13 protein-coding genes are annotated in these 15,182 nt (G+C 42.5%); 11 read left to right on the top strand and 2 right to left on the bottom strand.

Features of this window, described 5'->3' with window-relative positions; genetic code table 11:
• The first annotated feature begins 2 nt into the window (after window positions 1-2).
• The 5 genes from rarD (at window position 3) to VQ643_RS02780 (ending at window position 6,331) form a co-directional block, all read left to right on the top strand.
• On the top strand, window positions 3-890 hold the full coding sequence (gene rarD / locus VQ643_RS02800) for an EamA family transporter RarD (protein WP_414197751.1): 888 nt from the start codon (window positions 3-5) through the stop codon (window positions 888-890).
• An 877-nt stretch (window positions 891-1,767) separates the two neighbouring features.
• Complete coding sequence (locus VQ643_RS02795; protein ID WP_414197750.1) at window positions 1,768-2,655, top strand: D-hexose-6-phosphate mutarotase; 888 nt, start codon at window positions 1,768-1,770, stop codon at window positions 2,653-2,655.
• A 192-nt stretch (window positions 2,656-2,847) separates the two neighbouring features.
• Complete coding sequence (locus VQ643_RS02790) at window positions 2,848-4,233, top strand: GntP family permease (protein WP_414197749.1); 1,386 nt, start codon at window positions 2,848-2,850, stop codon at window positions 4,231-4,233.
• 23 nt (window positions 4,234-4,256) lie between these two features.
• Window positions 4,257-5,885, top strand: coding sequence for an AMP-binding protein (locus tag VQ643_RS02785; protein ID WP_414197748.1), 1,629 nt, complete (start codon window positions 4,257-4,259; stop codon window positions 5,883-5,885).
• Window positions 5,882-6,331 (top strand): MaoC family dehydratase, encoded by a 450-nt coding sequence (locus VQ643_RS02780; RefSeq protein ID WP_414197747.1) that lies wholly within the window; start codon window positions 5,882-5,884, stop codon window positions 6,329-6,331. Before VQ643_RS02785 ends, VQ643_RS02780 begins: the two co-directional genes overlap by 4 nt.
• A 50-nt stretch (window positions 6,332-6,381) precedes the next feature.
• Here VQ643_RS02780 and VQ643_RS02775 read toward each other — a convergent pair whose 3' ends face one another.
• Window positions 6,382-6,975, bottom strand: coding sequence for an Sbal_3080 family lipoprotein (locus VQ643_RS02775; RefSeq protein WP_414197746.1), 594 nt, complete (start codon window positions 6,973-6,975; stop codon window positions 6,382-6,384).
• Window positions 6,976-7,055: 80 nt separating this feature from the next.
• Here VQ643_RS02775 and VQ643_RS02770 point away from each other — a divergent pair, with 80 nt between their 5' ends.
• The 6 genes from VQ643_RS02770 to soxR all read left to right on the top strand — a co-directional run bounded on the left by VQ643_RS02770 (window position 7,056) and on the right by soxR (window position 12,103).
• Window positions 7,056-7,421 carry a hypothetical protein gene (locus tag VQ643_RS02770; protein ID WP_414197745.1) on the top strand — a complete coding sequence of 122 codons (366 nt, stop codon included), beginning with the start codon at window positions 7,056-7,058 and terminating at the stop codon, window positions 7,419-7,421.
• A gap of 107 nt (window positions 7,422-7,528) precedes the next feature.
• A complete protein-coding gene (locus VQ643_RS02765; protein WP_414197744.1) occupies window positions 7,529-8,881 on the top strand; it encodes an adenosylmethionine--8-amino-7-oxononanoate transaminase in 1,353 nt (450 codons plus the stop codon).
• Window positions 8,882-8,946: 65 nt separating this feature from the next.
• Window positions 8,947-9,666 (top strand): 16S rRNA (uracil(1498)-N(3))-methyltransferase, encoded by a 720-nt coding sequence (locus VQ643_RS02760; RefSeq protein ID WP_414197743.1) that lies wholly within the window; start codon window positions 8,947-8,949, stop codon window positions 9,664-9,666.
• A 540-nt stretch (window positions 9,667-10,206) separates the two neighbouring features.
• Entirely contained in the window at window positions 10,207-10,623 is a 417-nt protein-coding gene (locus VQ643_RS02755) for a hypothetical protein (protein WP_414197742.1), read from the top strand.
• A 209-nt stretch (window positions 10,624-10,832) separates the two neighbouring features.
• A complete protein-coding gene (locus VQ643_RS02750) occupies window positions 10,833-11,585 on the top strand; it encodes an enhanced serine sensitivity protein SseB C-terminal domain-containing protein (RefSeq protein ID WP_414197741.1) in 753 nt (250 codons plus the stop codon).
• A gap of 62 nt (window positions 11,586-11,647) precedes the next feature.
• Entirely contained in the window at window positions 11,648-12,103 is a 456-nt protein-coding gene (soxR, locus tag VQ643_RS02745) for a redox-sensitive transcriptional activator SoxR (RefSeq protein ID WP_414197740.1), read from the top strand.
• On the opposite strand, the gene VQ643_RS02740 is transcribed toward soxR, so the two are convergent.
• Window positions 12,100-15,177, bottom strand: coding sequence for an efflux RND transporter permease subunit (locus VQ643_RS02740; protein ID WP_414197739.1), 3,078 nt, complete (start codon window positions 15,175-15,177; stop codon window positions 12,100-12,102). The genes soxR and VQ643_RS02740 overlap by 4 nt on opposite strands.
• Window positions 15,178-15,182: the final 5 nt, after the last annotated feature.

The raw sequence follows: 15,182 nt of genomic DNA, 5'->3' as shown, positions 1-15,182 counted from the left end.
CTATGCAAACGATTAATCCTAAAATGGGCTATGCCTATGGCTTTGGCGCCTTTATTTTGTGGGGACTTTTCCCTTTTTTCTTTAAAAACCTTGAGGCAGTACCTGCCATTGAGGTCATTGCGCATCGCTTACTCTGGTCAGGTGTTGGTGCTGCTATTTTGTTGCTGGTGTGGAAACATCCTGGTTGGTGGAAAGAGTTATACCAGCACCCAAAACGTTTTGCGATTTTGGCGCTATCTGGTGTTTTGATTGCCAGTAACTGGTTAATTTATGTTTGGGCGGTTAATCATGACCAACTCATTGCAGCCAGTTTAGGTTATTACACTAATCCTCTCATTAGCATTCTATTGAGTTTAATTTTTCTACGTGAAAAACTACGCCGCATGCAATGGCTAGCTATAGGTTTTGCCGCGTTAGGGGTTGCTATCCAGGTTTATCAATTGGGAGAGCTGCCTTGGATTTCTTTGGCATTAGCCTTTAGTTTCGGCTTTTATGGGCTCATTCGCAAACAAGCACCTATAGATGCACTACCTGGCCTTGCTATTGAAACATGGCTGCTTCTGCCAGTAGTGCTTATCTGGCTTGCCTTTGTACCAAACAGCATGCATCAAACCCACTTTTGGTCAACCAGTGAAGCTTGGTGGCTAATGGCAGCTGGGCCTGTCACCTTAGTGCCGTTAATTTTCTTTAATCTGGCGGCGCGTAGCATTCCTTTATCGTCTTTAGCTTTTATGCAATATATAGCGCCAACCTTAGTGTTGTTACAGGCTATTTTTATTTATCATGAGCAATTTAGCATGACCTCTATGCTAGCTTTTTCATGTATTTGGATAGCTTTATTTATTTATACCTTAGACCTTATCAGAGTCATCCGATTTAGACCTAAATAAGTATTTTAAAAAGGCGCTTAAAGCGCCTTTTTTACATTCTATTAACCATACAAAAAGTAAGTATATAGCCTATTTGCTAGGCCTTTGCTTTATTTATACCCTTTACTTATACACAACAAAATAAGATGCAAGTCACAGTGTTAAATATTTAATCAACACCTATAACATCAGTATTCATACTGCTTTGCTCAAGTTATCCATTTTTTATACACAGGCCACACACAAAGTTACACAGATACAATCTAGGTTATTGTTATGTGGATAAATAACTGATAAAAACTGATTACTTTTTAACCATATATTACAAAGCCTTATTATATCTAGCATGCACGTATATACACCCAGGTTATACACAGGAACATAGGCTATCCTTGGGTATTATTTATTCTTACTGGTTGTTTTTTAACCATATTTTTACAGGTATTGAGAATACTGGGCTGTAGCCGTTAATTCCCATGTTATACACAGTGATTGAACATGAGCATGCACTTTTTTATCGCATAACTTTGCTCACTCTAGCTTGGCAGAGCTTACCTAAAGCAACCAACACATTAGGTATTTTATAGCTGTATTCTGCTCAAAAAATATACAGTTTTATCTACGCCTTATAGCTTCTAGCTTAGCTTCGTTTATGCAGGTATTATCCACATGCTCATTAACCACTGTTGTGCATAGCCCTACAGCATTGATTAAAAAATAACCACCTTACTACATCGCTTGATTTGCAAAGCCTGTAGCCACTTTCGCCCATGTTACCCACAGGCTAATGCCCGAATATAGGGGATTAGTTACTTTAGTCTGTAATCCTACTTATTCAGGCATTTCATAAAGTACTTTAAACTGAGCATTATTTATTCTGATTAGCCTAGGAACATATATGTCTCACCGCATTGAGCCTTTCTATTTTTCTGGTTTGCCTGGCTGGCGTTTACACTTTAATCAAGCTGTGGTCGATATATGTGCTCAGGGCGCGCAGATTTTGGGTTACCAACCACATCCAGCGAAGCCACCTGTACTTTGGCGCAGTCCAACAGATCCTTACCGCAGAGGCACAAGTGTCCGTGGTGGTATTCCGATCTGTTGGCCGTGGTTTGGCGATATTCAACGTAACCCACAATCAGTGCAGGATTGTGTGAAGGGTGAAGCCATTTTTCATGGCTTAGCCAGAACCTTGAACTGGCAGTTACAAGAGCAGCACCTCAGTAGTAATTTTGTCAGCCTTACCCTTGTTTTAGATACAGCTTTAGGACTCACTCACTGGCCACACAAAGCTCGATTAACATTGAAAGTGACCCTAAGCGATCAGCTTGAGCTTAGCCTCACCAACCATAACCTAGGCACTTATCCACTCATGATTAGCCAAGCACTGCATAGCTATTATGCTGTTGGCGATGTTGAGCAGGTAAGTATCGCTGAGCTAGATGGCTGTGGTTATATTGAAACCCTTGCTGGCTGGGAACAACGCCAGCAGCAAGGTGCTCTTAGAATACAAGGCGAACTTGATCGAATTTACCAATCCACACCCAATCGCTTAGTTATTCAAGATAAGGCTTGGGCGCGCTGCATTCAGTTACAGAGTAACAATGCTAACTCCGTTATCTTGTGGAATCCTTCACACATAAAAAGCCAAAATCGGATTGGTTTGGAAAATAATGTGTGGCGTAATTTTCTCTGTGTTGAAACTGCCAATGTTTTAGATGACGCGCTATGGCTTGAGCCAAACGCCTCGCATCAGATGCAACTAAAAATTAAGGTTTTGGATTAGACTTTTAGCGCACTTGCGCTATATTTATTTCCCCCTTAGGTTTACGTAAAGGTTAACCAACAGCGCTGGTTAACCTGATTTTTCCTCAATAAAAATAAGACGAGGAGGTAAGCCTAGCATCTGCACTATTAAGCAACGTCTTGCTACACACAAACTATTTCATTTGCCTAATAAATATAAAAAGAGGCTGGTATGAGCACTTTTGCAATTCTTGTGTCATTGCTGTTGCTGATGTTTTTCGCCTATCGCGGAATCACAGTGTTAATTCTTGCGCCATTGATGGCGGGACTGGCTGTATTACTTAGCGGAGAAGCCAGTTACATCATGCCAACGTACACCCAGAACTTTATGCAAGAGTTGGGCATGTATGTTGTGAAGTTTTTTCCACTCTTTATGTTGGGTGCACTATTTGGCAAGCTGATGGCTGACTCAGGTGCTGCACACAGCATTGCAGACGCCATTATGAAATGGCTTGGCACTAAGCATGTGATTCTTACTGTAGTACTTGCCTGTGCTTTGCTTACCTATGGAGGTGTATCACTCTTTGTAGTTGCCTTTGCGGTTTACCCCATTGGCGCTGTGCTATTTCGTAAAACCAACACACCAAAACGCTACATCCCTGCGGCTATTGCATTAGGTTCTTTTACCTTCACCATGACCGCACTACCTGGCGCGCCGTCTATCCAAAATGCGATTCCTACTTCTTACTTAGGCACCACTACCTTTGCCGCGCCAGGACTAGGCATTATTGCGGCCTTGATTATGCTCGCATTAGGCGTATGGATACTGAATCATTTTGCCAATAAAGCTATGGCCAAAGGTGAAGGCTATGGTGAGCACCTTAATGAGCAACTGCCTAGCGACGAGCTGCCTCGTCCAAGTACGTTAGTGGCTTTTTTACCCATAGTTATGGTGATCGCATTAAACGCGCTGTTCTCTTATGTGATTTTACCCAACATGGATTTAAGCGTTGTTAGTCAAGAGCGCTTTGGCAATGTTACACCAGCCAGTGTTATTGGCATGTGGTCTGTACTGCTGGCCTTAATCATCTCCATCATGTTCACCATAGTGCTGAACTGGAATAAATGGACTGATTTAAAACGCACCATCAATAAAGGCTGCTTTAGCTCTTTCTTGCCTATTTTTAATACCGCCTCCGAAGTGGCTTACGGTGCCATTATTGCTGGTATGGCAGGCTTTATGGTGATTAAAGATATGATCCTTAACCTGTTTCCAGAGAACCCATTAATTTCTGCCACCATCAGCATGAACGTATTGGCAGCTATCACAGGCTCCTCTTCAGGTGGTTTAAGTATTGCCTATCGCACACTAGGTGCGGATTACTTAAAAATGGTTGAGGCTGTTGGTATTAGTCCTGAGTTGCTCCATCGTATCTCCACCATTGCTGCTGGCGGTCTAGATACGCTACCACATTCAGGCGCAGTAATTACCCTACTCGCGATTTGCGGCTTAACTCACCGCCAGTCTTATCCGCAGATATTCTTAATGACTACCGTCGTGCCACTTACCGCACTGCTTATTGTACTGGTGCTGGGTAGTGTGTTTGGTAGCTTTTAACAACAATAACAAAGGCAAAAGCTATGTTTAGCACCCACTTGATTACAGACGTTGAAGATGTCCCAGAGTTTTTTAATATCGCACAGGCTTGCTGCGACCGCTGGGCTAAAGATAAAAACAAAGTTGCTATCATCCAAAAAAATGCCGATGGTAGCGTACAGCGTTTTACTTTTGCTTATTTACAACAGCGTGCTAATCAGCTTGCCAATAGCCTAACAGCTCAAGGTGCGCAAATAGGTGATCGTATTGGTATTATGCTTGGGCAGGGTATAGAAACGGCTATTACCCATATGGCCATCTACAAAATAGGCGCTATCGCTGTTCCTTTGTTTAAACTTTTTGGCATTGATGCTATTGCTCATCGCGCTAAAAACTGTGCAATGAGCTTAGTCATTACTGATCAAGAAGGCTTCGCCAAAATCAATAGCATGTGGCAAGAACTGCCTGCTTTACGCCTGTGTTATGTCATTAACAATACTAGCCAAGATCCTCGAGTAGTTGACTTCAACCAAGCACTGGAACAGCAAAGCGCTGAGTTTGTAAACCACCCAACCAAAGCCGAAGACCCAGCATTAATTATTTATACATCTGGAACTACAGGTCATCCTAAAGGCGCACTGCACGCACAGCGCGTATTATTAGGCCATTTGCCTGGTGTAGAAGCCTCACATGATGGTTTTCCACAAACAGGCGATTGTATGTGGACACCTGCCGATTGGGCATGGATTGGCGGGTTATTGGACGTCTTTTTACCTTCGCTCTACCATGGTATTCCTGTGGTAGCCTACCGCGCGGAAAAATTTACTGCTGAAGATGTATTTCAACTGATTGAAGACTTAGGTATTCGCAATATCTTCTTCCCTCCTACAGCACTCAAACTTTTACGTTCAGTGGAAAATCCACAAAATCGCTGGCAGTTGAACTTGCGTACTGTAGCCAGTGGCGGTGAGTCTTTAGGTGTTGAGCTGTTAGCTTGGGGCGATGCGGCATTGGGCGTGCGCATAAATGAGTTTTATGGGCAAACAGAATGCAACCTAGTTTTGTCTTCATGGAGCCGGCGTGGTGTGTTTAAACCTAGCGCTATTGGCAAGGCGGTGGCTGGTTTTAATATCGCCATTATTGATGATACTGGACAGCCTGTAGCTAACGGAGAGGCTGGGCATTTAGCCGTTGCTACGCCAAATTTAAGCCAAATGCTACATTATTGGGATAACCCTCAAGCAACAGCAGAAAAATATATTGGAAACTGGTTATTAACCGGTGATAAAGCCAGTATGGATGAAGACGGCTATGTCTACTTTCTTGGCCGCAATGATGATGTTATTACCAGTGCAGGCTATCGTATTGGGCCAACACCTATTGAAGACTGTTTGCTCAAACATCCAGCAGTAAAACTCGCTGCTGCCATTGGTAAGAAAGATCCTATTCGTACTGAGGTTGTAAAAGCCTACATCGTTTTACATGAAGGCTTCTCTGCTTGCAGTAACACCGTCAGCGAACTGCAAAACCATGTGCGTAAACAACTTGCCGCCCATGAATATCCACGGGAAATTGAGTTTATCCAAGAAATGCCAATGACTACCACTGGCAAAATTATTCGTGGCGCCTTACGCGCTCTTGAAGAACAAAAAGCAATGGGAATGACAGTATGAATTTTGTTGGTAAAGCCTTTGATGAGCTCAGCACAGGACAAACCTTTGGCCAAAGCCTCACCATTAACCAAGCACACATCAGTCAAGCTTGTGGCATGTTTGGCGACTTTAACCCACTGCACAGTGATGCTCAGTTTTGTGCCAAAAGCCGTTTTGGCCAACCTATTTTACATGGACCAATGACAAGTGCTTACATGTCTGCCTCTATTGGCATGTTCTTTTATGGCACTGCAATTGCCTACTTAGAACATAACTGCGAATTTTTAGCTCCTGTTTTTGCCAATGACACCTTAAGCGTTACATGGACTATTTCAAAACTACTGGCTAAAGCCAAAATTAATGGCGGAATTGCCGTATTAGTGGGTCAGTGCTGCAATCAAAAAGGCGAGATGGTCGCCAAAGCGACAGGAAAGATTATGTTATTAAACCGTGAAGCCTGTGTATAAATAAAAATATTTATCAATATAAACAGAGAAGCTAAAGCTCCTCTGTTTATTTAAGGTTCTTGCGAAATTTGTTTGCGTAATCTTTGGTATTCATCATATGGAAGATCTTTTCTATTAGATAACTCTTCTAAACGCTGCTCTTTACTAGGTTTATGCTGATTTATATCGGCTGGTTGATTTGCTACAGGTACAGATTTAATTGCCATAGGTGCAGCAACATGCACATTAACAAAAAGTTGGTTAACTAATTCGCGTAGTTTATTTTCTGCATCAACAAATTTATCTAAACGTCCTGCACCACGACGAGAGTCATAAGTTGCATCACCAATCAAAGTACCATTACGGTAAACTTTCAATTCTGCAAACGATAAATATAGTGCTACGTCCCAACTCCAGCGCGCATAATAGGTAGTTAGCAATGGGCAGCTTGAATAACGAGTACCACTGGGTACCACTTGTACATAAAAACCTTTTTCGCTGAGTGCTCTTTTATAAGCATTGCCAAACTCTTGGCGCACACTTGAGTCCTCAACAAAACAAATACTGTCATAACCTGCCGCATCAACTGAGTTTACGGATTGTTTAATATTGCATCCTGTTAGCATTAAAACACTAATAATTGTAATTATTTTGATCTTTAACATTGAGTTTATTCTCTATTTGTTTAAATTACGTACGTCGAAATACTAAATTTTTTAATAAAAAAATCTAGCAAGGATGAATAATGTTTAAATCTGCCACATTAAGCCTAATTATTAGTGCCTGTATTTTTATTCCATCAAACACAATAGCTGCGCCTGAAAAACCTATTTGTTTTTTAAAGTCCACGCCACCAGTGGACATAAAATATAAACCAGTACGTAAAGTTAAAGCAGGTAAAGGCACTTATGGCGCTAATGACCAAGCATTACCTGCATTAGCTAAACGAGCACGCAAACTAGGTGCCGATGCGGTTATCAACTACCAATCAGGGCAACGTTTTGGTTTTTGGCCGTGGCGTGTTGTGCGTCCAGTAGCATGGGGGCTAGCGGTAAAATGGGAAAATCCGCAAACCGTTAACTGTGCAGCCTTAGGTGGCGTTGAATACTAATATAAAACCACAACTAGTAAACTTATAATATTTTTTAAGTTTACTAGTTAAGGGTTTTTATCTAGGCTTACAGATATTATTTTCTGTTGAATAACTGGAGCTAGCCTGTGAGCCGTAATCAAGACTGGATGGAGCGTGATGTCAATGTGCTATGGCATCCTTGTACGCAAATGAAAGATCATGAGCACATTCCAGTTATTCCTATTAAAAAAGCTCAAGGTATTTGGCTGGAAGATTTTGATGGCAAACGCTATTTAGACGGGGTTAGCTCGTGGTGGACGAATATTTTTGGGCACTGCAACCCACGCATTAACCAGCGCATTAAAGATCAAGTCGATCAGTTAGAGCACCTTATGCTCGCAGGTTTTACTCACCAACCTGTTATTGAATTATCAGAACGCTTAGTCAGTATTGCACCTGAAGGTTTAGAGCGTGTGTTCTATGCCGATAATGGCTCTTCTAGCATTGAAGTTGCTCTAAAAATGAGCTTTCACTACTGGCTCAACAGTGGTCGGCCTGAGAAAAAACGCTTTGCAACTATTACTAATGGTTATCACGGAGAAACTGTCGCTACCATGTCAGTAGGTGATGTGGCCGTTTTTACTGAAACCTACAAAGCCATGCTATTTGATTGCATAAAAGTACCTAGCCCAGATTGCTATCACCGTGAACGGGGTGTTAGTTGGGAAGAGCACTCACGCCTGATGTTTGAACACATGTGCAGTACATTGGAGCAACATCAGCATGAATTAGCGGCTGTTATTCTGGAACCCTTGGTGCAAGGCGCTGGCGGTATGCGTATGTATCATCCAATTTATCTGCGCTTATTACGCGAAGCCTGTGACCATTATGGCGTGCACTTAATTGTTGACGAGATTGCCATGGGCTTTGGCCGAACGGGTACCATGTTTGCCTGTGAACAAGCCAAGATTAGCCCAGATTTTTTAGTGCTATCTAAAGCCTTAACAGGCGGCTATTTACCAATGGCAGCGGTGCTCACAACCAATGCTATTTATCAGGCATTTTATGCTGAATACGATCAGCTAAAAGCGTTTTGGCATTCACACACCTACACCGGCAACCCTTTAGCCTGCGCTGCGGCTTTAGCGACTTTAGATATTTTTCAGCACGACAATATTATTGAAAAAAACCAAGTCTTAGCCGCGCATATGCAACAAGCCACTGCACATTTGGCAGATCATCCGCATGTCGCTGAGGTACGCCAAACAGGCATGGTGCTGGCCATAGAGATGGTCAAAAATAAAGCCAACAAAACGCCTTTTGCTTGGCAAGAGCGCCGTGGCATGAAGGTATATCAATACGCAATGGAGAAAGGCGCTTTACTACGCCCATTAGGCAATGTGGTTTACTTCCTTCCCCCTTACATTATTACGCCAGAACAAATTAACTGGCTGAGCCAAATAGCCAGTGAAGGCATTGATTACGCTGTCCGTGATTAACACTAGACGTAAAACACAAAACCACGCACCATTAGCGTGGTTTTTTCTTGTGGTTGGCAACTTTTATGCGCTTATCTCGTTTTTTTGTAGACACACCATTATCACTTGGCTCGCACCAACTTCCAGAAGCACAAGCTCATTACTTAGGGCGCGTGCTAAGAATGGCTGTTGGCGAACAGATACAACTCTTTGATGGTAGTGGCCGTGAATTTATGGCGACACTCACTGAAATCAGCAAAAAAATGGTTGTGGTAGAGATTACAAACGAAGACGCAGGGCAGCCTGACTCCCCTTTACATATTCACCTAGGTCAAGGGCTATCGCGCGGTGAGCGTATGGATTGGGCTATCCAAAAGGCTACAGAGTTAGGTGTTAATGAAATCACGCCATTATTTACTGAACGCTGTGAAGTACGCCTCAACGATGAGCGTGCTGAAAAACGCCTAGCACACTGGCAACAAGTGGCTATTAGTGCTTGTGAGCAGTGTGGGCGCTCCAGTATTCCAAAGATTCACCCACCACAATTACTCAATGACTGGCTGCAACAGACTCAAGCTGATTTAAAGCTTATTTTACATCCAGTCGCTGAACCCCTAACCAGCCATAACAAGCCACAACGCCTAGCTTTTGTTATAGGCCCAGAAGGTGGACTGACTGATAACGAAATAGCTCAAGCACAAGTTAATCAGTTTCAATCTGCCCGCCTAGGTCCTCGCGTACTGCGTACTGAAACCGCACCTGTTGTCGCTATTACTGTGGCTCAGCAGCTGTGGGGCGATTTTTAGCCATTGGCTGCCCGCAAAATAGTTTTGCTAGCAACCAATATACTATTAAGATCACTACACACAGGCCTATTAGCGGGTAAGCCCCTAATATGTTAAAGGTAATCAACAACAAATGAAGGAAAGAATTCCATAGATGACATTGTTCTATGCACATTGAATCAGCATGCGTAGAAAATTAAAAACTATTGTACCAATGATACAACTGCGGCATTTAACGGCATAGCTAATTTATTTTTAATGAATTTATCATTACTTAAAATATCATCTAACCTTAATTTTTCAACTATAAGTTTATTTATTATTTCAATAATTAAAACCCAATTACAAATACAAGAGATAATACAGTCATCTTTACAAAAAATTTAAGTCTATACCTTTCATAATCCTTTATGCCTTTTACGGGTTTAGCATCCTTTTGCAGTGACATTCTATTTTTTTGAAAATTATTTCCTGCGCGCAAAAGTCGCGTTTGTATCAATGCTTTTTTTTGCGTTCTGCATGATAATGTGCCTCATCAACTTTTTGTGAGGGCCTTGTCACATGCAGTCTGCTTCTACGTCAGCAATAGCGCAACAAAAAAAATATAACCTAGGCACTGTACTCGCCTGTGTTGCTGCTATTTTATTGATTATTTACTCAATTACCTCAAGCTTGATCGAATTTAGTAATACTGTAAATCCTAATAATCCCTCGGCAAATTCCAGTGAATATGTCTGGCTACTGCTGTATATCATTACCTTTATGTTGCTGACTTTAGGCTGTGTTATCGGTACGGCATTAAAGAGTCGTGTTGCCTCAATTTTGTTATTTATCGCCATTGCAGGGCACTTGGCTTATAACATCTATATGAATAATGGTGTGGTCAGCTTTGTTCTAGACGGTGTAGTTCTTGCGCTTTGTGCTTATGGTGTATTTAGCATGTTTAAATGGCATCAACTAAAGCAGCAAGCTGTTTAAATAATTTAGCCTAGAATACTTCTGTTCTAGGCTAGCCCTTTTCTATACTGACTGCTTTCTAGCCGGCCAACCGCCCATACCTAGAACAAAAGAATTTCGATATTTGTACAAGGTTATTTTAAGCTCAATGCTAACAAACATAGCATTAAGGCGCTTTTGTACTGTATTTTAAATAGGGTATCTCTTGACTCTTTATGAATAGGTTGGCTATGACTGAGAAAAACCCTCTTTCTTTGGCACTCATGCAAGCGCTGCAAGATCCTGATAGCCGAGCGCATTTCTATCGAGTGTTCTGCGAATCAACCATTTACTTTATCCAAAATAACGCCGAGAAATCTGAACATACTAGTGCACAAATACTTGAAGCTAATTCAAAAGTAAGTATTCGCAGCTTTAGCTTAGAAGGGCAAACCTATCTACCAATTTTTAGCTCATTAACTCATTTGCAGCAGGCGCTTACAGAGCCAGCAAGCTATATGGCAATGAATGCAATGGAATTTATGCGTTTAACCCAAGGGGCATTTTTATTTTTAGATTATGCCACCCCTTATGCTAAGCCATTCTCAAATATCGAAGTGGCTGCTATTTTAGATGGCTCTATATTTTCCTCACTTAGCTCAACAACGACCAGCGAAAGTAGCGAAATTTTATTAGGCGTCGCTGAAAATTATCCGCACGCTCTAGTCGATGCGCTTAAGCATTATTTAAAAGACTACCCGCAAATTAGCCGTGCTTGGATAGCGCATTTTTATAATCCAAAAGATGAATTACCACCGCACACGTTACTGGCGCTGGAAAGTGTTGAAGGCTTAGATAAGGTGCTTGAGAATATTGCTTCTGTATTAGATCAAGTTGAAATTCCCGAACCACCGCTAGATATTGTGCAGATCAATTCCAGCCAAGGCATAGGCCATTATTTTTTGCACGAAAGCCAACCTTTTTATCAAGTAGTAAAACACTAAAGGTTGCTATGGTTGACACAGCAGACTAGCCTTATGACGCAAACCGTTACGTGATTAAACCAATGAGCGCACAAAAACCATTACCGAAAAATCTTACTGTTGGGCAAGTTGCTAAGCGCAGCGGAGTAGCTGTATCTACTTTGCACTATTACGAGTCTGTAGGTTTGATTAAAAGCTGGCGTACTTCGGGTAATCAGCGGCGTTACTCACGTGATGTGCTGCGCTTAATTGCCATTATTAAAGTAGCGCAGCGTACAGGTATTGCTTTAGAGGATATTAAAGAAGCTTTACAAAGCCTGCCTAATCTTGAACATATTACCGCAGAAGATTGGCGCGCCTTATCTGCACGCTGGAAACAAGCCTTAAATAATCGGATTCATGATCTTATGATTTTACGCGACGAGTTAGATCAATGTATTGGCTGCGGCTGCCTTTCCCTTGATAGTTGCCCGCTGCGCAACCCAAACGATGAATACGGGTCGAAACACAGCGGGTCTTACAAATTTATTCTTGATTAATGCGTGGCTAATCCTAAATCCTCTAAGTCTTTTTCACGTTGACTACGATGAGTAGGACGGTGATCACGTGCAATCAAGGTATAAATGCTTGGCAATACAAATAAAGTAAATAGGGTGCCAATTAACAAGCCCATTACCACGACTATACCAATAGCAAAGCGACTTGCCGCGCCAGCACCTGTTGAAAAGAGCAGTGGCACCAGACCTGCCACCATAGCTGCGGTGGTCATCAGAATGGGACGCATACGCACCATTGCTGATTTTAAAATAGCATCCCGCGGTGCAAGGTTCTCGTTTTGCTGTATTTCATTAGCAAAAGCTACCATGAGAATACCGTGTTTAGAGATCAAACCAATCAGCGTAACCAAGCCAATCTGAGTGTAGATATTGAGCGTGGTATAGCCCAAATACAGCGGTATCAATGCACCACTTAACGCTAAAGGCACTGTGACTAAAATCACCAATGGATCACGGAATGACTCATACTGCGCAGCTAATACAAGGAAAATGACTGCCAGCGCAAACATGAAGGATACCGTTAAACGATTACCTTCATGTACATATTGTCGGCTATCTGACTGCCAATCAATACTGGCGCCCAAAGGTATTTCTTGGGCTTTCAGAAAATCCACTGCCTGCCCCATGGTAACGCCTGGTGCTAATACGCCAGAGAGCGTAACTGCGTTCATTTGGTTAAATTGTGGTAACTGGTTGGCCTGTGGTGTTTCCTCAAAGCTCACTACAGTAGACAATGGCAATAACTCACCCGATGCCGAACGAATATGGAATTGTCCCAAACTTTCAGCCGTGAGACGTTTATTTTGGGGTACTTGCGTAATCACATCATAAGCACGGTCATACCAGTTAAAACGATTGATGTAATTCTCTCCGACTAGGACTTCCAAAGTCCGCGCAATACTTTGCATGCTAATGCCAAGATCACCCGCTTTGTCTTTATCAATCACAATACGCGCTGAGGGGTTATCGAATGCAAGGTTAGTATCTACGAATACAAATAAACCACTCCCCCATGCCGCACCTTTAATTTTCTCCATTGCTTCATACAAGGTTGAAAAATCATCTGAAGAACGCAGCACCATTTGTACTGGGAAACCGCCGCTGCCTGCAGGTAACGGAGCTGCTTCAAATGCAGTAGCATAGGAGCCTGTAATGCTGGCGCCTCTTGCATTAAGCTCACTCATAACTTGCCCAGCTGAGCGCTCACGTTCTTTCCAATCTTTTAATAAGATGCCGCCAAATGCATTGTTGGTACCGTCGGTGCCATTGGTAAACCAGCTGGTTCTAAATTCTGGCTGTGCTTGGAAGAACTCAGTGACCTGTGCAGTATCTCTGGCGGTGTAATCGAGGTTGGCATATTGTGGTGCCTTTACCATCACAAACACATAGCCGCGATCCTCTGTAGGTGCCAATTCACGCTTGGCACCATTAAAGAACAAAACAATAGCGCCTAAAACAGCAATACCGAGCACCACTATAATCAACGGGTTGTGCAAAATACCTGATAACACCTGCACATAGCCATTATTGATCTTGCTCATCAGCAACTCAACATAGTGTGATAAGCGTCCTTCACCGACTTTGTCATTTAGCAACAAAGAACTCATCATCGGTGACAAGGTAAGGGCAACTACTCCAGAAACCACCACAGAACAGGCTAGCGCAAAGGCAAACTCTTTGAATAATGCCCCTGTTAACCCGCCCATCATGCCAATAGGTGCATAGACTGCAGCAAGCGTAATAGTCATTGCAATAACAGGGCCAACAATCTCTCTGGCACCTACAATAGACGCCTTTACTGGCGATAAGCCTTCCTCTATATGGCGATGAATATTCTCAACCACCACAATGGCATCATCCACTACCAAACCAATGGCCAAGACCATAGCCAATAAGGTGAGTAAGTTAAGAGAAAAGCCCATCAGCCACATTAATGCGGCTGCTCCTATCAGTGAAAGTGGAATGGTAACTATAGGAATAATAACGGCACGAAATGAGCCTAAAAATAAGAAAATAACGACAACAACAATAATAACGGCTTCAATTAGGGTAGCGCTTACCTCATCAATAGCGGCATTCACAAAGTGCGCTACATTGAACTGATCAACAACAGTCACACCTGCAGGTGCAAGGCGTTGTAGATCAGGAATAAGCTTGGTAACAGCATCAACAATTTCTAATGGGTTCCCATCAGGCGTAGGTGAAATACCAATAATGACAGATTGCTTATCATCCGTTGTAGCACTGGAGTTATAGTTTTGGCTGCCAATTTCAACGGTTGCAATGTCTTCTAAGCGTACTAAACCGCTGTCATCTTGACGAATCACCACTCGGCGAAAATCTTGCAAACTGCGTAAATCGGTATTGGCTGTTAAGCTAACACTGATCTCTTGGCCCTTAACTTTACCAGGCGCTGCTTGCACGTTGTTATTGCGCAGAGCGTTTGAAATATCCTCTGCGGTTAACCCACGTGCACTCATCTGTTCTGGGTTAACCCAAATACGCAATGCTAAATTCTGTCCACCATAGGTATCAACAGAGGCAACACCAGGAATAGAAGTTACCAAAGGTTGAGCTACACGGCTGATAAAATCCGTTAATTGATGTGAGCCTAAATCATCACTCACAAAGGCAACGTACTGAATGGCTGAAGATCCATCAGTAATTTTACTAATAACAGGATCATACACCCCTGTTGGCAGCTTATATTTTACTTCTTGCACCTTGGCTAAAACTTCAGTCATCGCACGGTCGGCATCGGCGTTTAATACCAGTTTTGCCTTAATTGTGCTTTGCCCTTGGGTAGAAGTTGAGCTGATGTATTCAATGCCTGCAGCAGTAGCAATAGACTGCGCAATTGGCGTTGTCACAAAGCCTTGCATAACATCTTGGGTTGCACCAGGAAATGAGGTGTTGATAACGATAGTGGCGCTTTCCATTTTTGGATATTCACGCAACTGCAACGCATTTAAGGCGACGCTGCCTATCATTAAAATCAGCACGCTAACCACCACAGACAACACAGGCCTGCGGATAAATAAGTCAGTAAAATGCATAAGTA

It is taken from the genome of Pseudomonas sp. F1_0610, from assembly GCF_047470865.1.
In the GTDB taxonomy this organism is placed as follows: domain Bacteria; phylum Pseudomonadota; class Gammaproteobacteria; order Pseudomonadales; family Pseudomonadaceae; genus JAZDRH01.
This window is presented reverse-complemented; position numbering and strand designations above follow the sequence as displayed.

Bases quoted from the DNA above. Each gene is read 5' to 3' on its own strand.
- VQ643_RS02760 (WP_414197743.1), top strand. From the start codon at position 8,947: ATGCGCTTATCTCGTTTTTTTGTAGACACACCATTATCACTTGGCTCG.
- VQ643_RS02770 (WP_414197745.1), top strand. From the start codon at position 7,056: ATGTTTAAATCTGCCACATTAAGCCTAATTATTAGTGCCTGTATTTTT.
- VQ643_RS02790 (WP_414197749.1), top strand. From the start codon at position 2,848: ATGAGCACTTTTGCAATTCTTGTGTCATTGCTGTTGCTGATGTTTTTC.
- VQ643_RS02795 (WP_414197750.1), top strand. From the start codon at position 1,768: ATGTCTCACCGCATTGAGCCTTTCTATTTTTCTGGTTTGCCTGGCTGG.
- VQ643_RS02755 (WP_414197742.1), top strand. From the start codon at position 10,207: ATGCAGTCTGCTTCTACGTCAGCAATAGCGCAACAAAAAAAATATAAC.
- VQ643_RS02750 (WP_414197741.1), top strand. From the start codon at position 10,833: ATGACTGAGAAAAACCCTCTTTCTTTGGCACTCATGCAAGCGCTGCAA.
- VQ643_RS02785 (WP_414197748.1), top strand. From the start codon at position 4,257: ATGTTTAGCACCCACTTGATTACAGACGTTGAAGATGTCCCAGAGTTT.
- VQ643_RS02740 (WP_414197739.1), bottom strand. From the start codon at position 15,177: ATGCATTTTACTGACTTATTTATCCGCAGGCCTGTGTTGTCTGTGGTG.
- VQ643_RS02780 (WP_414197747.1), top strand. From the start codon at position 5,882: ATGAATTTTGTTGGTAAAGCCTTTGATGAGCTCAGCACAGGACAAACC.
- soxR (WP_414197740.1), top strand. From the start codon at position 11,648: ATGAGCGCACAAAAACCATTACCGAAAAATCTTACTGTTGGGCAAGTT.
- rarD (WP_414197751.1), top strand. From the start codon at position 3: ATGCAAACGATTAATCCTAAAATGGGCTATGCCTATGGCTTTGGCGCC.
- VQ643_RS02775 (WP_414197746.1), bottom strand. From the start codon at position 6,975: ATGTTAAAGATCAAAATAATTACAATTATTAGTGTTTTAATGCTAACA.